At 55.6% G+C, this 18,366-nt stretch carries 15 protein-coding genes; 5 read left to right on the forward strand and 10 right to left on the reverse strand.

Features of this window, described 5'->3' with window-relative positions:
- Positions 1 to 54: 54 nt before the first annotated feature.
- From F7R27_RS10685 to F7R27_RS10695, 3 genes are read right to left on the reverse strand one after another with little or no spacing between them, the layout of a single operon-like run.
- On the reverse strand, positions 55 to 891 hold the full coding sequence (locus F7R27_RS10685) for a cytochrome b5 domain-containing protein (RefSeq protein ID WP_151704251.1): 837 nt from the start codon (positions 889 to 891) through the stop codon (positions 55 to 57).
- Positions 888 to 2,189 carry a ferredoxin reductase family protein gene (locus tag F7R27_RS10690; protein ID WP_240776343.1) on the reverse strand — a complete coding sequence of 434 codons (1,302 nt, stop codon included), beginning with the start codon at positions 2,187 to 2,189 and terminating at the stop codon, positions 888 to 890. The genes F7R27_RS10685 and F7R27_RS10690 overlap by 4 nt, the downstream gene beginning before the upstream one ends.
- Before the next feature lie 56 nt (positions 2,190 to 2,245).
- The gene (locus F7R27_RS10695; RefSeq protein ID WP_151704252.1) at positions 2,246 to 3,151 is read right to left on the reverse strand and encodes a LysR family transcriptional regulator; all 906 of its coding nucleotides are present in this window, start codon (positions 3,149 to 3,151) and stop codon (positions 2,246 to 2,248) included.
- Positions 3,152 to 3,330: 179 nt separating this feature from the next.
- Here F7R27_RS10695 and ycaC point away from each other — a divergent pair, with 179 nt between their 5' ends.
- Together ycaC and F7R27_RS10705 are read left to right on the forward strand one after the other, a co-directional pair.
- The gene (gene ycaC, locus F7R27_RS10700) at positions 3,331 to 3,957 is read left to right on the forward strand and encodes an isochorismate family cysteine hydrolase YcaC (RefSeq protein ID WP_151704253.1); all 627 of its coding nucleotides are present in this window, start codon (positions 3,331 to 3,333) and stop codon (positions 3,955 to 3,957) included.
- Positions 3,958 to 4,028: 71 nt separating this feature from the next.
- Entirely contained in the window at positions 4,029 to 4,601 is a 573-nt protein-coding gene (locus tag F7R27_RS10705; protein WP_206060474.1) for a putative antibiotic biosynthesis monooxygenase, read from the forward strand.
- A 126-nt stretch (positions 4,602 to 4,727) separates the two neighbouring features.
- Here F7R27_RS10705 and recB read toward each other — a convergent pair whose 3' ends face one another.
- Genes recB through F7R27_RS10725 form a run of 4 tightly spaced genes read right to left on the reverse strand, consistent with a single transcriptional unit; the run spans position 4,728 to position 13,362 of the window.
- Positions 4,728 to 8,480 carry an exodeoxyribonuclease V subunit beta gene (gene recB, locus F7R27_RS10710; protein WP_151704254.1) on the reverse strand — a complete coding sequence of 1,251 codons (3,753 nt, stop codon included), beginning with the start codon at positions 8,478 to 8,480 and terminating at the stop codon, positions 4,728 to 4,730.
- Positions 8,477 to 11,980 carry an exodeoxyribonuclease V subunit gamma gene (gene recC, locus F7R27_RS10715; RefSeq protein WP_206060475.1) on the reverse strand — a complete coding sequence of 1,168 codons (3,504 nt, stop codon included), beginning with the start codon at positions 11,978 to 11,980 and terminating at the stop codon, positions 8,477 to 8,479. The genes recB and recC overlap by 4 nt, the downstream gene beginning before the upstream one ends.
- Positions 11,981 to 12,027: 47 nt before the next feature.
- Positions 12,028 to 12,372: a DUF4870 family protein gene (locus F7R27_RS10720; protein WP_151704256.1), complete on the reverse strand. Its 345-nt coding sequence runs from the start codon at positions 12,370 to 12,372 to the stop codon at positions 12,028 to 12,030.
- A 48-nt stretch (positions 12,373 to 12,420) separates the two neighbouring features.
- Positions 12,421 to 13,362, reverse strand: a complete 942-nt coding sequence (locus tag F7R27_RS10725; RefSeq protein WP_151704257.1) for a DMT family transporter — start codon at positions 13,360 to 13,362, stop codon at positions 12,421 to 12,423.
- Between the two features lie 306 nt (positions 13,363 to 13,668).
- On the opposite strand from F7R27_RS10725, the gene F7R27_RS10730 reads away from it, so the two are divergent.
- Both F7R27_RS10730 and F7R27_RS10735 read left to right on the forward strand, forming a co-directional pair.
- Positions 13,669 to 14,010 carry a hypothetical protein gene (locus F7R27_RS10730; RefSeq protein WP_151704258.1) on the forward strand — a complete coding sequence of 114 codons (342 nt, stop codon included), beginning with the start codon at positions 13,669 to 13,671 and terminating at the stop codon, positions 14,008 to 14,010.
- A 107-nt stretch (positions 14,011 to 14,117) separates the two neighbouring features.
- Entirely contained in the window at positions 14,118 to 15,425 is a 1,308-nt protein-coding gene (locus F7R27_RS10735; RefSeq protein WP_151704259.1) for a hydroxyacid-oxoacid transhydrogenase, read from the forward strand.
- Between the two features lie 53 nt (positions 15,426 to 15,478).
- Here the strand turns inward: F7R27_RS10735 and F7R27_RS10740 are convergent, their stop codons facing one another.
- Positions 15,479 to 16,117, reverse strand: coding sequence for an NAD(P)-dependent oxidoreductase (locus F7R27_RS10740; RefSeq protein WP_151704260.1), 639 nt, complete (start codon positions 16,115 to 16,117; stop codon positions 15,479 to 15,481).
- 114 nt (positions 16,118 to 16,231) lie between these two features.
- Between F7R27_RS10740 and F7R27_RS10745 the strand changes: the two genes are divergently transcribed.
- A complete protein-coding gene (locus F7R27_RS10745) occupies positions 16,232 to 17,128 on the forward strand; it encodes a LysR family transcriptional regulator (protein ID WP_151704261.1) in 897 nt (298 codons plus the stop codon).
- A gap of 3 nt (positions 17,129 to 17,131) precedes the next feature.
- Here the strand turns inward: F7R27_RS10745 and F7R27_RS10750 are convergent, their stop codons facing one another.
- Together F7R27_RS10750 and F7R27_RS10755 are read right to left on the reverse strand one after the other, a co-directional pair.
- Entirely contained in the window at positions 17,132 to 17,971 is an 840-nt protein-coding gene (locus F7R27_RS10750) for a DODA-type extradiol aromatic ring-opening family dioxygenase (RefSeq protein ID WP_151704262.1), read from the reverse strand.
- A gap of 29 nt (positions 17,972 to 18,000) precedes the next feature.
- Positions 18,001 to 18,357, reverse strand: coding sequence for a TfoX/Sxy family protein (locus tag F7R27_RS10755; RefSeq protein ID WP_151704263.1), 357 nt, complete (start codon positions 18,355 to 18,357; stop codon positions 18,001 to 18,003).
- Positions 18,358 to 18,366: the final 9 nt, after the last annotated feature.

Raw genomic sequence — 18,366 nt, forward strand, 5'->3', positions numbered from 1 at the left:
ACAGAGTAAAAAAACTTTCGCCAGAGCGCTGAACTGAACAGATGTTCTGAGTGCTTAACGTGCTTCAGTCAGCGCCTCACGCACCAGCCGCTGAAAGGATTCAAAAGATGAGGTGGCACCTGTCAGAGCATCCACCTCATCAATTGTACCGGTCAGTATCAGCATGTTTTCATAACCTCTGAAGGCAGACAGTTGGCTGATCTGGCTGACGCGACGCCAGCGCTCGGCATAATTCATATCGTCTGATTTGCGTGCCTTGTAATTGCCCTCGTCGTCACGCTGAATCTCATCATAGTAAACCGAGGTAATACGGCTGTTGACGATGCTTATCTCAACCAGACTTCGCCATCCTCGGCTGTCGGGTTCGGATTCAGCATAGTAGCTGCCATCCCGATAACCCTGTTGAGCAGTGCGTGTCATAGTCATCTCTTGCTGCTCACCCATCAATTCCGACACCTTATTTGCTGTTGCAGCTTTTGCAGTTTTCTGGTCTTCAACTTGCGTCAGCACTTCAGTAGTCGTGGAGCCTGCAGTCTCATGACCCGCCAGCACACCTATGTCGAACTGTGCCAGCAGGGCCAGGGCGCCCGGGCTGTGGGGGCGGCCATTACCCTTATCGTACCAGGCTTCGGTCGACTCCATGCCACACCAGTCGGTCAGCACGGACTCCGGAGTAGGGTGCTCGTCGATATAGTCGGTGATGTCATAAACACGACCATCGATCACTTTCCAGCAACTCGCGGCATGATTGTGCTGTGCCAGCTCCTCCAGGCTGATTATCCGACCTTGAGAATCAGACTGAGCATGGCTGGGTACCAGCCAGTAAGCGCCGACCAGGGTGAGAATACTGCTGATAAATGCGATGAGTGTTGTATAGGCTAATTTGTTCATAGGAAATCAAAGACCTCAAAGTGAATAGCCGAGGCAGGGACACCCTCATGCATGAGGAGTGCTCTCAAATGGTTGATCATGGGTGCTGGGCCACACATATAGATCTCACGCTCACGATAGTCTGGGCAGTGTTCCTGCAGAAATGCCGCAGTCATGGCCCCCTGTTCCCGGAACAGGTGCAGGGTCAGGTCGAAGGTTGGCTGTTTAACTGCTATCTCTTTCAGTTCATCTGCAAAATAGGCCCTGGAAGGGTCATTGGCCAGGTAAAAAAGGTGTACCTGTGCAGCCGGCTTTTCCTGGCCAGCCATATCCCGCGCACCGCTGACAAAAGGTGTTATACCAATTCCTCCACCAAGCCAGAGCTGTTGCTTCTGCGGGTAATGCCGTTCGTAGAAATCGCCATAAGGGCCCTCTATCTGAACCCTGCTGCCCTTTCTGATGGTTTGAATGGCGTGGCTGGAATCTCCCAGATCCTTGATGCCAACTTTCAGATACTTATCAGAGGGCGCGGAAGAAAGGGTATAGGGATGCTCTTCACCGACTCCATTACTGAGGCTGTCGTCAAAAGGGGTGAGATAGACGAATTGCCCCGCTTCATACTGTATGGGTTTGCCTCGGGGTTTCAGACTGATCTCGACCACTCCGCGCACCAGTGTATTCACCTCCACCACTTCGTATTCAAACCGACCCAGAGAGGGTGACAACACCTTACGCCAGATAACGGCGCCGATGGCAAGGGCACCCAGAAACCACCAGACCAGGGGGTAGGTTGCCAGCGGTAGGGTGTGTGCCAGCGCTGCGACGGTTGCCGGTGCTGATAGGAGATGCAGTCGCTTCCATTTCTGATAGTTAAGGCGACCGGCAAATCGAAAGGTGGGGCCCAGGAAGGCCACCATTAGCGCCAAAGCGAGCCAGCCCATCCAGACTGGCCAGTAACTCAGTGGTGGGAAGAGCACAGTCATGGCGGGTTCCATTCCTCGGGTGATGACCGAAAAACTCAGCCCCCAGGCGTGCAACATCACCAGCATGAAGCTCAGAAAGCCAACCCAACGGTGCTGCGACCATAAGCGTGGCAGCCCACCGAAAAGCCGATCCAGGTATGGCAATCGAATACTCATCATGGCTGCCAGCAACATCAGCGACAGGCCAATCACACCGGCCAGGCGAGCCAGACCACGGAAGAAACCTGAAGGCTGGTTCCAGGCCTCCTGCATCAGGCTGGGCATAATCAGCAGAACCGGCACCACAACCATTGCAATCAGCAAGATATCACCGGGTTTGAGCCATCGTTTTATCACTGTTCACTATCCCCTTTAGATCAGTTTTTCCAGGCCGCTGTTATGCAACAACTGTATTAATCTTCGTCAATTTCAGTATAGCGCTCAACAAGGAAGTCGATCAGCGCTCTGACTGAGGGCAGAAGTCCTCGTCTTGATGGGAAGACTATATGAATCAATTCCCGGCGTGGTGGCCAGTCCGGCAGCAGCCTGATCAGGGTGCCTTTGCTCAGTTCCTCTGTCAGCATCAGTGCCGGCAGCTGTACGATGCCTACGCCGGTTAATGCCGCTTTCATCAGCGCTACCATATCGGTTGTTACGTAGCGGGGCTGGTGTCTTACAACCACGGACTGCCCATCGACATTCTGCAAAATCCATTCGTGTGCTTCATGCGGTGTGCTGCGGCTGAGGCTGGGCCACTGGCTAAGGTCTTCGGGGCTGTCTGGCATGCCCAGGCGCTCTACCAGTGATGGACTGGCCACCAGACACTGGCCTCGATCAGACAGCACACGCATCACCAGATCACTGTCTTCCAGGGGTAGTGGGCGAACGCGAATGGCGATATCCACCCCTTCATTAATCACATCCACGCGGCGGTTGGTGGCTTCCAGATGCACGGTGACATGAGGGCACTGTGCCATGAAATCAGCCAGCATGGCACCGACATGGAAGTGAAGCAGTCCGACAGGGCATGTCAGCTTGATGATGCCCCGTGGCGCTGCTCGCAGTGTATCGATCGACTCCTGCGCCGCTTCAGCCTCAATCAGCATGGCTCTGCAATGTTCGTAATAGGTGCGCCCGACCTCAGTGACCGTGAACTGGCGAGTGGTACGGTGAATCAGGCGGACATCCAGACGCTCCTCCAGTGCTGACACCCGACGACTTAGCTTGGACTTGGGTATGCCCAGTGCTCTTCCTGCTGGGGCAAATCCACCATGCTCCACCACCTGGGCGTAGTAGAAAAGATCGTTAAGATTCAGCATCAGTCACCTCCACTGTTCTAATAAAGGAACGCTCAGTATCAATTTAGCAGTCTACAGGCAGATTGTATCGAAATGTATTCTGTACCCATGCATCTGTAGTCCCTGGTTCATGACCGAAGCAGGCTGTAGATGGAGTCGGTGTGGCGCCGAATGCCGCACCCATTTGGAGGAAAAATCTCATGAGCACATCCTATACCCGTCTTGATAAAGACAATGCTGCGGTACTTCTGGTTGATCACCAGGCAGGTCTACTGTCTCTGGTGCGTGACATAGATCCAGATCGTTTCAAGAATAATGTTCTGGCGCTGGCAGATCTGGCCAAATACTTTGGTTTACCCACCATCCTGACCACCAGTTTCGAAAATGGTCCGAATGGTCCTCTGGTACCTGAGTTGAAGGAAACCTTCCCGGATGCTCCATATATTGCTCGTCCCGGTCAGATCAATGCCTGGGATAACGATGATTTCGTCAAGGCTGTGAAGGCGACCGGCAAGAAGCAGTTGATCGTGGCTGGCGTCGTGACTGAGGTCTGCGTGGCCTTCCCGGTGCTGTCGGCACTGGAAGAGGGTTACGAGGTGTTTGTCATCACCGATGCCTCCGGTACCTTCAACGAACTGACTCGTGATGCAGCCTGGGATCGCATGTCTGCTGCCGGTGCTCAACTGATGACCTGGTTCGGTGCCGCCTGTGAGCTACATCGTGACTGGCGTAATGATGTCGAGGGGTTGGGAGCACTCTTCTCCAACCATATTCCTGATTATCGGAATCTGATCACCAGCTACATGACGCTGACAGCTGATAAATGATCCCCCTTGCCCGACGTCAATACTGATTGTCGGGCATTTTTTCTGGTTAAGGCATCTGAGAGGAATCGCTGATGATGAGTTATCCCAACTCTGCACAACGCGGTGTTTCTGTTTTGATCAGCCATAGCGTCAGGCCGGACTCAATTGCCATATATGAGCGCTGGCTGGCGGATATCATCAATGTGGCTGCCAGGTTTTCCGGGCATCAGGGTGTGAATATTCTGAAGCCATCCCATGGCCATCATCAATATGAGATAGCGCTGCGCTTTTCCTCTCAGCAGGATGCAGAAAGATGGTTATCCTCAGCGGAAAGACGGCAATTGATTACTCAGGTTGAAACACATCTGGTACTGCCGGAAAGTGTTGATATCACAACTGGTATCGATAACTGGTTTCAGCCACTGAACAAACAGCCAGTAAGATGGAAGCAGTGGCTGCTGACCACCTGTGTGATCTGGGTCCTGACCCTGCTGGTCCCGCCGTTACTGGCTTACCTGTTTGATCTCTTGCCACTACTTGGTGTCTGGGGTATTCGGCATGGCATCACAGCGGCAGTGATTGTGGGGCTTGTTATCTATGTCGTGATGCCAAGGCTGGCCCGATACCTTGCCAGATGGTTGTTCGCTAAGAGTAATCGTTTGTGAAGAAAAAGGGGTAATGGAAAAGGGGTCAGGTATATTTACGAGAAAAAGGGGTCAGAAAGAAAAAGGGGTCAGGTACATTTACCGTTGGTAAATGTACCTGACCCCTTTTTCTTTTCCTTTTCCAGTTCAGTTAATGCGAAAGAGTTGATCAATTGCGCTGATGAACTCAGCCGGAGGCTTGTCAAACAGCAGGCCCTGGCTCGGGGCATTGCTGCCGCGAAGGAAGAAGTAGAGGGCGCCGCCCATGTCCCGCTCATAGTCGTAATCGCGCAGACGTGTTTTCAGCAGGCGGTGCAGGGCCAGCAGGTAGAGGGCGTATTGCACGTCGTAGCGTTTTTCTAGCACGGCGTTGTGGATCGCCTCGCGTGTGTAGGCCTGATCATCCGGGCCAAGGTGGTTGGATTTCCAGTCGGCGACGTAGTAGCGCCCCTGATGTTCAAACACCAGATCGATAAAGCCTTTGAGCATGCCGTTGATGGTGTTGGGCAGCAGAGCCGGACGCGCGTGGCCGGGCAGCAGGTGTTGTCGGCAGAGGCTATCCAGTGCCTGAGTCGTGACCTGATGACTGGCAAACATGAACTCCATCTCGGCCTGACACTCAGTCAGATCGGTCAGACGGAAGGTGACCAGTTGATCACCCGATTCCAGCCTGAATTCGGTGCTGATGAAATGCTTCAGCCAGCGATCCAGCGGATCGATCCAGGCCTCCCAGCCACGAATCTGGCAGCGTCTGGCCAGCATCTCCCGGCGTGCCTCATCATTCAATGTGGCCTGTTCAAACCCTTCGGCAACCGCCCACTCCAGCAGACCATGCAGGAAAGTGCCCGGGTTCGGGCCGCGGTGGAAACGGTGCAGCTGCTGATCATTATCTGCCGGTTGGCTTGATGCACGATCTGCCTTGCTGACCTCATGCTCCTCATCCTGAGTGGCCTGTATCGCGTTTTCCGGCTCATCGGGGACAGCTGCATCAGTCGGCTCACTGTCCAGTTGCACACCGGTCTTGAGTGCCGAGTAGCTGGCGATCCACCAGAATTCACGCGGGCTGCGTTCAGCGATCAGTGCCGGTTGCAGTGCCTCCAGGGCAGGTGGTGTAAAGCGTTGAGCACTGGGCTCAGGCGCAGGCTGCAACTGAATGTGCTCGCTCTGTTGGCAGAGCTGCTCCAGTGTGCTGTTCAGAAGGTCGGCATCTATCCTGTTGCGCCCCTGCAGCAGATAGCCGATGGCACTCTTATGCAGGTCGCAGTTTTTGCTGTTGCCGACTCTCAGTGGCGCTACTCCCAGCCACAGGGCATGACGGGCACGTGTCAGGGCGACATAGAGCAGGCGCATATCTTCAGCCTGTCTGTCTCTGTCTGCTGTCTGCCAGGCGCTTGCCGCTTTCTTGTTGCCGGCGATCTCAAGTCGCTGATAGCCCGGCTCCTGAATTGTCACCTCAGAGGTTTTGCCATCCACTTCACGCCAACTGCTGATAAAGGGCAGCATCACCAGCGGGTACTCCAACCCCTTGGATTTGTGGATAGTGACCACCTTGATCAGATCGGCATCGCTTTCCAGACGCAGTATCTGTTCTTCGCTGGTCTCTTCCAGTTGCTCGGCCAGATGACGGATCAGACCCTGTTCGCCCTCCTGCTGCACGCTGGCTTGCTGCAGCCATTCGGCCAGATGCAGCAGATTGGTCAGACGGCGCTCGCCATCCGCTCTGATCAGCAAGCGTTGCGGCAGTTCGTACACCTGCATCAGACGGCGCAGCATCGGCAGCACCCCCTGGCTATACCAGAGACGGCTGAAGGTGCGGAAGTGTTCCGTCTCGCTTTCCCAGGTCAGCTCATCCCGATTAAGCTGATCCAGTCGGGACAGGGGCAGATCCAGCGATGAAGTGGCCAGTGCTGCACGCAGCTTGCGATCATCTGCGGGTTCTGCGCAGGCGCGCAGCCAGATTAGTATATCCTGCGCTTCCTGGGTGCTGAACACCGATTCCCGATCCGACAGATAGACACTTGCCAGCCCGCGTTCACTGAGTGCCTTGCGGATTGCGTCTGCTTCGCCACGGCCACGCACCAGTATCGCGATATCCGCCGGTTTCAGCGGAGTATGTCGACCCTCCTTGAGAAAACCAGCCTGGCATAGCCCTTCCTGACTCAGCCCTTCCTCATCAGTCCTCGCCTGATTCAGCCATTCGACCAACTGGCTGGCACAGCTCTGCGCCATCCTCTTGCGGAACTGGGTGCTGGCTACGGCCGGGTTGTCATCATCCGTGAGCATCCACCAGGTCAGAGCCTGTGCAGGTTTGTTATCCAAGAGCAGTTGCTCATCCCGTCCCTTGGCATCCACCTCGATAAACGGCACAGGGTTGTCATCCTCCTCCCTGAAGTGGAAGGCTCCCTCGGGAAAGGCTTCTGCATGCCGGAACAGGGTATTCACCGCCTCGACCACCGCCTGAGTGGAGCGGTAGTTGGTTTTCAGATTGAAATGTCGGCCTTCGGTGGCTGTGCGAGCCTGAAGATAGGTATGGATGTCGGCGCCACGGAAGGAGTAGATCGCCTGCTTGGGGTCGCCGATCATGATCAGTGCCGTGTCCTGCTGGTTCTGCTCCACCCGATAGATGCGGTTGAAGATGCGATACTGCAGCGGGTCGGTATCCTGAAACTCGTCGATCATCGCTACGGGATACTGGCGGCGCAGTGTCGCCGCGAGATGTTCGCCCTGCTCGCTGCCAAGCGCCTTATCCAGTTGCTGCAGCAGATCATCAAAGCCCAGTTCGGCTCGCTCCAGCAGTGCTGTTTTGAGCCGCTGCTGCATCCAGCGGCTGGCATGGCTCAGCAGATGAGCACGCAGGCTGGGTACCGTGCTCTCTTCATCCCCGGTATCCAGACTTACCAACTCGCCAATGGCTGCCAGTGCTGGGTGTTGTGGCTGGGGTGGTGCTTTCTTGCCACCGCTCAGCGGGATCGCACCCTGGGCCAGCCTCTTCAACTCATTCGGTGCGGAAGCACCCTCCGACCAGCTGGCCAGATCGTCGAGCAGTTGGTTGAAGTCGTCATCCTCTTTCTTACGCCGGAAGCTGTTACCATTCAGGTGCGGGCGCAGCTCATGCAACAGCGCATTCAGATCAGCCTGATGAATCTGCCAGAGTGCTCTTGCCTGCTGTTCAATTCGTGCCTTTTCTATTGCTTTGGCGGCATATTCGCCGATGATGCCCTGAATATTAGTATCGGATGCCAGGGGCTGGCCGGCATAAGTGAGCTGACTTTCTGCGCGGCGGAGCAGCGGCTGAACCGCCCTCAACAGCGCCTCTGGTGTGGCAAACTCTCCCAGAATCAGGCTGGCCGCCGCCGTGCCCAGCGGGTAGAAGTGGATACGCCAGTAGTCGCGGATCAACTCCCCCAGCAACTCCGACTGATCGGTGATCAGGTTCTGCGAAAAGAGACTGCCGCTGTCAAACGCATGTTCACGCAGCATGCGGTAACACCAGCTGTGGATGGTCGAGATGGCCGACTCATCCATCGACTGTGCCGCCAGTTGCAGCAGGCGTGAGCAGGTCAGCCATTGCTCAGGTGGGTAATCGGCGCGGATCTGATGCAGCGGGTCTTGCGGGTTGTTCACGGCTGTTGTCGGATCATCCATAAAACAGGCCGCAGCTTCGACCAGACGCTGGCGGATACGATCCTTCAGCTCCTGTGTCGCGGCATCGGTAAAGGTGACCACCAGAATATCGGCAGGGCTCAGCGCACGAGCAAACGCCTGCTCCGCGCCATGTTGCAGAATCAGGCGCGTATAGAGCAGAGCGATGGTGAAGGTCTTACCGGTACCGGCGCTGGCTTCAATCAGGCTGCTGCCACGCAGTGGAAAGGTGGGGATATGCAGATCCAGGCCGCTCATGCGTTATCCTCCGCCACTGTCTGTTTGCCGCACTGCTGGATCATCGGCTCATAAAGTGCTCGACTCAATTCATCAAAACGACTGCCTGGAACTCGTGCTTCTGAAACAAGAGCGTCTGAAATCAGGGTGCCTGAAACACGTGTGTCTGAAACAAGTGCATCGAAATCGGGCCAGAGCCTAGCCAGCGCAGGACTGCTGCCCACTTCTCCCTGATGCTGATAGCCGCCTTCGTATGTCTGGCGTGCCTCTTTTTCCCGGTCGCCGCTGTCGGTCAGCCAGACGCAGGCGGTTTTACAGGCGATCGGCAGGGGTTCAGTCATATTGTGTAACCAGTGCTCCATCAGTCTTGTCAGCAGTGCTTTTGCGTCATCTTCTGCCAGTGGTGGCAGTTGCAGATCCGTGTTCGGGCCGAGAATACGGGTGTGAGTCGGGCCGTTCAACTGAGCGGCCAGATGCAGGGGCCAATGGCGCACCAGATTGTGCCATTTCCAGGTTTTGCCCTCATGGATATTGCTGGTCTGCAGTACCAGTCGCATCCGCTCACCGGCAGCATTGCAGCGGATATCAGACAGATAATCATGCAGCGTCAGAGTTGGGGTCGTCAGTTCTACTGCCTCAGGTGGCTGTTTGTGCCAGAGCGACAGCAGCGACTGATATTGCAGCAGTGGCTGAGCCAAGGGGGCGACCAACTGTTCGGCAATGCAGGGGCCAAAGGGGGGCAGGGGGAGCTCGCCTCTCGCCTGCTGCCGGGCCACCTGTGACGACAGGGCTTCGGCCGGGTCCAGCGTGATGCCCTTATCCATTGCCTGACGCAGTTGTCCGAGCAGTTGATCCTGATGCTGCCAACGGCTCAGACCATCAACATTAAAGGGCTCCTGATCCTCACCCGTCACATCGCTCTGATCAAACTGCACACTGAGCCTTTCTTTGAAAAACTGACTGGCGGGATCACGCAGCAGCGCACCGAGCTGCATCAGCGTCAGAATCTGTTCAGGCTGCTGCTCGGAAAGATGCTCGGACAAATAGGGGGAAAGAGGCGCGTCAGCATACCAGTCCTGATCGCGTGTTTCATGAATGCTCTGCCACTCGCGGGCATAGGTGCTGAATCCAGATCCTGCGGTGAAGTAACGGCGACTGAACGGCTGCAGCGGGTATTCACGTGTCAGCGCTGCCAGCTGTTCCTTGCCATGAATATCCGCCAGATAGTCACGCAACTGACCGACCAGCACCGAGGGTGGGCGCTCGGTATTGTCGCGGATACTGCGCCCTATCCAGCTGATATAGAGCTGATCACGGGCAGACAGCAGAGCTTCCATGAACAGATAACGGTCATCTTCGCGTCGGGAGCGATCACCGGGGCGATAATCATGCCGCATCAGATCAAAATCGACAGCGGGTACCTGACGTGGATAGTCGCTCTCGTTCATGCCAAGCAGGCAGATATGTCGGAAGGGGATCGCCCGCATCGGCATCAAGGTGGCGAAGTTAACGGCGCCGGCCATGAAGCGCTGGCTCAGGTCGCTCTGATCGATCTGGCCCAACAGCACCTCACGCACGATACCCAGTGGCAGTGGCTGATCGAAATCGGCGGCTTCACACTCCTCCAACCAGTTTTGCAGGCTCAGCTCTATCCGGGTCAGCAGCAGTTCATCACGGCTGTCGGTGGCGCTGAAAAAACGCTGGCAGAGCTGGCGCAGGCAGGCGACCCAGTCTTGTGGCGTCATCTGCTCCTGCAGGCGCTGCCAGTACTCCTCCAGGGCATTGAGCAGGCGTACGAGTGAACCCGCCAGTGCTGCATCCAGCCCACCGATCTCGGCATAGGGCTCGATCGCTTGCCAGGCATCCCCCTGACCCACGGCATAGCCCAGCAACATTCGCTTCAGGCCGAACTGCCAGGTGTTCTGTTCACTGCCGGGCGGCAGATCAAACTGTTCGCGCTGGCGGGCATGCAGTCCCCAGCGGATATTTGCGCCCTCCACCCAGCGGTGCAGCAGGGGTTTATCCTCTTCACGGATACTGAAGGTTTCACGCACGGCCGGCACTTCGAGCAGATCCAGCAACTCACTGACGCTGAAACGTGAGCGTGGCAGATTCAACAGCATCTCCAGCGCGATCAGCAATGGTGCCTGCTGGCGCTGTCCCTGATCCGACAGGGTGAAGGGGATAAAACGCGGATCAGTCTGATCGATCTGGGCAAACACGGCGCGGATATGCGGTGCATAGAGGTTGATATCGGGCACCATCACCAGCACATCACGCGGGCGGAGATCCGGCTGTGCGGCAAAGGCAGTCAGCAGATGGTCCTGCAGTATCTCCACTTCGCGTTGAGCACTGTGCGTGATATGAAAACTCAGGCTGCGATCCTGCTGTGGATCGGGTGTTCTGCCCAGTGATTTGATCTCGGTTGGGTTGCGCAGATTCAGAATATCGCTCTGTAACTGGGCCAGCAGGCTTGTGGTGCTTGGTTCTTCAAACAGGTCGATACTGAGCTGATTGCCCTGGAACAGGGGCTCATACTGATGGCGTTGATCATGTTCATCCAGCAGGCGGATATAGTCGCGCCCCTGTTTACCCCAGGAAGCGAGCAGGGGGTGTGCATGCAGGTGCAGGTCATCATCGGTCAGCTCACCACTCCACTTGCTGGTGTGGCGTGCAAACGCTTGTTTGAACAGATGCCGATCCTCGACGATATCGCCCCAGTAGTGCTGGCAGGGGTTATGCACACAGAGCAACACCTGCGAGCAGTTGGCGACAGCGCTGAGCACCTCGACCGCCTGCTGCGGCAGGGAGGATATACCGAACACCACAACCCGTCGTGGCAAAGTGGCAGGGCGAGTCTCGGGTGTCAGCGCTTTGGCGGCACTCAGAAAACGTTGATGCACCTGAGCACGGCTGGTGTCATTCTGATCCTCTGGCATCTGTGCGATGATCCGGCGCCAGAGTGCGGCCTGCCACACCTGCTCGCTTGAGGCCATGCCACCCTCGGTAAACATAGAGTCATCTCCAGCCGCCCAGGCATCAAGCCAGTCAGCGCGGTAAACCTGATACTGATCGAACAGGTCTGCCAGGCGCTGTGCCAGTTGAAACTGTTTACGCAGATCCTGATCATCACGCAGAAATCGTTGCAGGGGTGCAAACACCGGATCATCCAGCAGATCCGGTAGCATGCGCAACAAGCGCCAGGTCAGCAGATGCTTATCATAAGGGGAGGAGTCGGGCAGATCGCCCAGCACGGCGCGGTAGGCCTGCCAGATATAACGCGCGGGCAGGCTGATATTCAGAGCGGCGGCAATACCGCAACCACCGCCATTGGCGGCATCTTCATCTTCAGCCAGAGCGAGCTTCAGCCACTGGGCGATACCATTGCTCTGCACCAGTATCGTTTCATTCTCCAGCGGCTTCAGCGGATAGCGACGCAGCCACTGCACAGCCAGTTCGCGCAGTGCTTCAAGACGATTGCCCTGAATCACCATAAATCCATTTTCGATCTGACTGTCCATCACGGCCCTCTTGTCTCAATAAAACGGCAGGTTTTACGATGAACCCATCAGCCATAAAGCCAGGAATCAGGATGCTTGACCGCTTCGCGCTTCTGCAGGCGTATCAACCCCATCACGCAACGAAAAATAAACCAGAACATGGTGATCATCAAAATCAGGTAGCCTACCAGCAGCCACATGGTGGCAAAGCCGATGATAGACAGTACCAGCCCCACCCAGAAGGTACGTATCAGGTATTGATAGTGGCTTTTCATCCACACGGGGGCCGTCTTCTGCTGCATATAGGCCACCACCAGGCCAATAATGACCGTCACACCGACAAACAGGCCGGTGAGATAGAGCACATATACAATCAGCGGTACGGTGATATCGTCTTGCTGTTTTATTTCCATTGGTACCTTTCCTCGATCAGATTCAGTGCTTTTCAGATCAGAGCTGTGTCAGTTGGGTGTTGGCCCCACCATGACACGGCGATGATGCAACATCTGCCAAGTCAGGTGGGCCAGCAGGGCAGTGAGTATGATACCACCCCCGATCAGCGTTGAGACGCCCGGTATCTCATTCAGGAACAACCACACCCAGAGTGGCCCGAGCATCGGTTCGGCAGTACCGATCAATGCCGCAACCGGAGAGGGTAACAGACGGGCGCCGGTCACGAACAGCGCCAATCCCAGCCCAAGATTCAGCGCCCCGAACGCAAACAGAATACCCATATCCAGTGTGCTGGTGGCAAAGCCCGAAGTCATCAGCGCTGCCAATACTGCCGCTATCACTGTGCCGAGACACACGGCTGGCGCCATGCGTACATGCGAATAACGGCGTGTGATCACCGTGGCTATGGCAAAGCAGAAGGCGATCACAAGCGCGAGTGAGTCCCCGATGGGCGATACCTTGCCGGTAAAGGACTCAGACACCATCACCCCCACACCCAGAATAACCACGGCGATCGCCAGCCAGGTTGGGCCGCTGACTCTTTCGCGAAAAAGGATCCAGGCGATCAATGCCGCAATCAATGGCACACCTGCCTGAATCAGCAGAATGTTGGCGACGGTGGTATGGTTCAGTGCCACCACAAAGGAAGTGGACGCTGTTGCAAAGCAGAGACCGACACCAATCCCCGGCCATCCCATAGAGCGGAACATGACCAGTGTTTCACGCAGGCCATTGCGCAGCAGCATGAAGCTGATCAGAAACAAGCCCGCCCAGACAGAGCGCCAGAACACCACAGTCCAGCTATCCTCAACATTCAGCAGGCGCCCGAAGGTGCCGCCGAAACTCCAGACAAAGGCTGCACCGAACACCAGCAGGATACCGAGTCGCAGTTCAGAAGTTATCCCCGTTTGCTGAGCCGGTAAGCCGGGAATGGGGGGGCTGTTGCTCATGAGTTTGACCACTGATAAACATAGATGGGGATCACCGTACCCTGCAAGGGTGCAGCGGGAGATGAAAGGGTATACATGAGTGATTCCTGATGTGAAATTTGATTGGTCAAGTCTACTCAATACAGGGCTAAATCCAAGCCTTATTTCAGAGCATGGAACTAACACCAACATTTTTAATTGGTATCACATGCGCTGCATGGTTAGAATTATTGCAGAGCTGGTCAAGCGCCCGTGATAGCTGGCTGGAGCAGTGATCACATGGCTCATGTTTGGACATAGCAAGAGCACTGAAGAAGAGATAATACGATGAGCCCTAAGTTACCGCTGCCGGAAAACAAGCAGATGACGGCTCTGTGCCGTGTAGAGCCTGGTTGCCTGGGGCCGGATGGTGCCGATCATGTTGAGGGTTTCTGTCTGTTTGCCCAACAGGAACTCGCTTCCTTTGAATCCGGCTTGATCAACTGGCGCTGTGTGCCACGTTCAGATAAAAGCCTGGATGAGATGCAATACTCCGTGCAGAACAAGATTTTGACCCATGAGCAAGCTGCGCGCTATCTCGCTGTATTTGAGCGTGAAATCGATGATGTGGAAGATTTTTTTCATACTATACTGGTACGGCTGATCAACCAGTATCTGGGGCGCCACTGATTGCAAGCCGTTGCATCGCGAAGGCTGTCATGGCCCACACAGTGTAACGGCTATCCAGAGCATGGCATGGGTCAGGCAAACTCGAAACAGTCATCAAGGAGGGTTTCATGGCCTGCTGTCATCATTATGCTCATACCGAAGGCGGCGATGCTGTCTTCTCGGTTGATATCTCTGCAATAACCTTTGGTCCTGGAGCGCTTGCTGAAGCCGGAGACCATGCGCGTCAGCTTGGGCTGAAGCGTATCGCTTTGTTCACAGATCAGCGTCTGGCACAGCTTGAACATGTCGGGATAGTGCATCGTTCGCTGCTGGCTGCAGGGCTGGATGTGGTGATCTATGATGAAGTGGCGGTGGAGCCTTCTGATGCCTCCTTCCTGAAGGCTGCACAGTTTGCCCGTGAAGGGCAGTTTGATGGTTATCTCTCGATTGGTGGTGGTTCTGTCATCGATACGGCCAAGGCAGCCAACCTCTATGCGACCTATCCGGCTGAACTGGCTGCTTATGTTAATGCCCCGCTAGGCGAAGGGAGGCCTGTGCCAGGTCCGCTCAAACCGCATATCGCTTGTCCGACCACCAGTGGAACCGGGGCTGAGTGTACCGGCATCTCGGTTTTTGACTGGGTGGAGAAGGGCGTTAAAACCGGTATTGCATCACGCTATCTACGCCCAACTCTTGCGCTGATCGATCCCACGACCACCTATACACTTCCTCGTGCAGTTGTCGCGGCATCAGGTTTTGATGTGCTGTCGCATGCGTTGGAAAGCTACACAGCACTGCCGCACACAAAGCGTGCCAGAGCTGATCGCCCGACTTTGCGGCCGATGAGTCAGGGCGCTAACCCCTGGAGCGATTTCGGTTGTGAAAAGGCGCTGCAATTGACGGGGCAGTATCTGAAGCGTGCAGTCATGGATGCCAGTGATCATGAAGCGCGTGATGGCATGATGTGGGCTGCGACGCTGGCTGGAATTGCCTTCGGTAATGCTGGTGTGCATCTTCCACATGGCATGTCTTACGCAGTAGCGGGTGGTGTGCGTGATTTTCGAGCGCCAGGTTATCCCCAGGATGAACCGATGGTACCGCATGGGATGTCGGTGATCGTCAATGCGCCGGCCGTGTTTCGTTTTACTGCTGATGCCTGTCCTGAACGACATCTGCATGCAGCCGGGTGGCTGGGGGCTGATATTCAGGGTGCAGCGTTGGACGATGCCGGTGAGCGTGTTGCGAGCCGGCTGATTGAACTGATGCAGTTCTGTGAGATTCCCAATGGAGTGGGTGGTGTCGGTTATCACGAAGGTGATATCGACACCCTCGCTGCCGGTGCCTGGGCACAGCAGCGCTTGATCAAGAATGCACCCAAGGCAGTGGAAGAGCAGCACCTGGCACAGCTGTTTGCAGGCGCGATGCGTTACTGGTAAGAACGTCGCGCATGTGAATTGATCTGTGCCGAGTGGCTACTCTGCTGTTTGCCTCAGTAAGCTACAGCGAAGCGGCTGTTGGCGTGCTGAGGATTTTCCAGCTCATTCAGCATGGCGACGGCATAATCCTGCACGGAGATGCGGCTGTTGCCTTCGGCATCGATCAACAGTGTGTCGGTGCTGAGGCGGAACTGTGCGGTGCGCTCGCCCGGAAAAATCTCGGCAGCGGGTGACAGCATGGTCCAGGTCTGAGCTGTCTGAGCACGAAGCTGTTCCAGTGCAGTCCTGGCACCCTCGGCCGTTGGCTTATACATGGCCGGAAACTCTTCGGTATCGAGCAGTTGCTTACCAGGTGCGATCTCCAGTGAACCAGCACCACCGACAATCAGCAGACGCGGTACGCCAGCGGATTGCGTTGCAGACAAGATAGATTCAAAACCTTTCAGGTAGTAGTCGTAAACGTCTTCCTGGGCATGGCCACTGAAGGCGCTCAGCACGACATCGGCTCCTTTCAGTTGCTCGGTCAGTGCGGCTGTATTCATCACGTCACTTTTTTCAACGCTCAGGCTATCGCGTGAGGCTACCCGTTCAGGGCGCGTGACCAGAGCTTTCACCTGATGACCACGTGTCAGTGCTTCTTCCAGCAGGGATGATCCGATAAAACCACTTGCGCCGATCAATGCAATATTCATATTTCTTTCCTCATGTATGTTTGCGATGGCGCTATTGTCATCCACTCTATTGATTTTAAAAATACACCTATTGATAATTTACTGTTATTGAAATAATAACAATAGGGGAGTGCCATGGCCGTTAAGGAAGGGCTTGATCTCAACACACTGCCGGTCTTTCTGGCGCTGGTCGAGACCGGTGGTTTCACGGCGGCTGCGGATCGTCTCGGCTGCACCAAAACCCGGGTCAGCCTGCAGATTCGTAAGCTCGAAACTCATCTGGGTGTCGCGCTGTTTCATCGCACAACGCGCAAGGTGCATCTGACAGAGGCGGGTGAGCTGTTCTATCGAGAGTGTCAGCCATTACTGGATGGCTTGCGGGGCGCCATAGCCGCCGTGGAGGCTGATGATCTTCAGCTACAGGGTGAGTTACGCCTCACGGCACCGGAGGACTATGCCACTCGGGTGTTGGGCCCGGCGTTGGTCGAGTTCGGCAAGCGCCATCCTGATCTGCGCATAGAGCTGCGCAGTGGTGATCGTGTCAGCGATATGGTGCAGGAGGGGATAGATCTCGCGTTCAGGCTGGGTTGGTTGAAAGACTCCACACTGCGCTCATCACAGCTGGGGAGTTTTGAGCAGTTCCTGATGACATCGCCCGAGTACCTCAGAACTCACGGAACACCGGAGCATCCCGCAGCACTTGCCGATCACGCCTGGATCACCTTTTCACCACTGCCATCGCCGCTGACCTGGGTGTTCACGAAAGGTGATGAGCAGTGCAGGGTACAGATGCAGTCACGCTTCAAGGCTAACTCGACTGCCAGTCTGCGTGCACTGATGGGCGCTGGGGCCGGGATCTCGGTGATGGCCGATATCACCGCCGAAGAGGATATCCGCGCCGGGCGACTGGTGCGCGTACTTAAAGACTGGTCGTTACCAGAGGGTGGCGTGCATGCGGTCTACCCACCGGGGCGCCATGTGCCGAGCAAGGTCAGGGTTTTCATGGCTTTTTTCCGTGATTATTTGCGGTAGAGATCAATCCCACCAATAGCAACTACCCTCTCTACCCAGTGTGGTAAATCGCCACTGCTGGCTTGCCTTGCTGCCAGAGGCGCCAGCACAGACATGGATCGGCAGCAGATGCTCCTCGCGTGGATGGCAGTAGCGGGCACCGGGTGCAGTCTCCCAGTTGAGAAGTCGTTGCTCGCGCTCGGCATCATTGCAGTCCAACAATGTTTCAGACAGCCAGTTTTCAAACGAGAGATTCAGATCTGCCTCGGCCTGGGTGCCGGGATGAAAAAATGCACGCATGTTATGAAATGAGAATCCGGACCCGATGATCATCACATTTTCCTGACGAAGCGCCTGCAGAAGTTGTCCCAGTTTCAGGTGAGCGGCGGGGTCCAGTGTTTTCAACAAGGATAACTGGAGGCACGGAATCTCCGCTTCAGGAAAGAGCATGATGCCAGGTACAAATACGCCATGATCCAGACCGCGTGTTTCATCAAGATGAGCTGACATGTCCTGGTCGTTCAGCTTGTCTCTGATCCTGTTGGCAAGTGCAACAGCGCCAGGAACAGGGTAGGCCACCTGATAGGCTGCATCAGGAAAACCATAGTAGTCATAGTAAAGAGATGGCTGTGGCGCTGCAGTAATCGTGAATTCATCGGCCTCCCAGTGAGCACTGATAAACAGCAGTGCGGATGGCTTTACTTCAAGTGCCTTGAGCTTGTTTCTGATCTGCGCATATGCATCAATCAGGCCCGCATGGCCGGGATCGTTGAGCAGTGGCAGAGGCCCGCCGCCATGAGAGAGGAAAAGGACCGGTTGTCTGGCATTGTTTAACATGCTGCTGTCCATCTGTGTGCTATTCATTGTGTACTCTCACCATCATGCTCTCATCATCAGAGCTGCTTTTTCCGCCGAGCTGGCTTGCTGACTGCTTTTGCTCGCAACGCCGCCTGGAACGCGCGCTGCCCCCAGATCGCCGCGAGTTCACGATCATCCATTATCTCTTCGGGCGCCAGATAGTAGGACATCTTCGTGACCTTTCCGTTCTTTTCATACTCGAAGGGCTCTGAACCCTCCTGCTCAAACAGGGGAATGGTTTCGGCATCCGCCTTCAGAAACAGGGTGTCATCCGCCACCAGCGCAAACATCAACCCCTGATGATAGATACCATAGCCGCCAAACATCTTGCGTGCCGTGATCGGCCCGAACTGGTCAAACACCTCTTGTAGAAACTCAATGTAGTCGCTCATCAATCTTTA

This window comes from Nitrincola alkalilacustris (assembly GCF_008973755.1).
GTDB lineage: Bacteria > Pseudomonadota > Gammaproteobacteria > Pseudomonadales > Balneatricaceae > Nitrincola > Nitrincola alkalilacustris.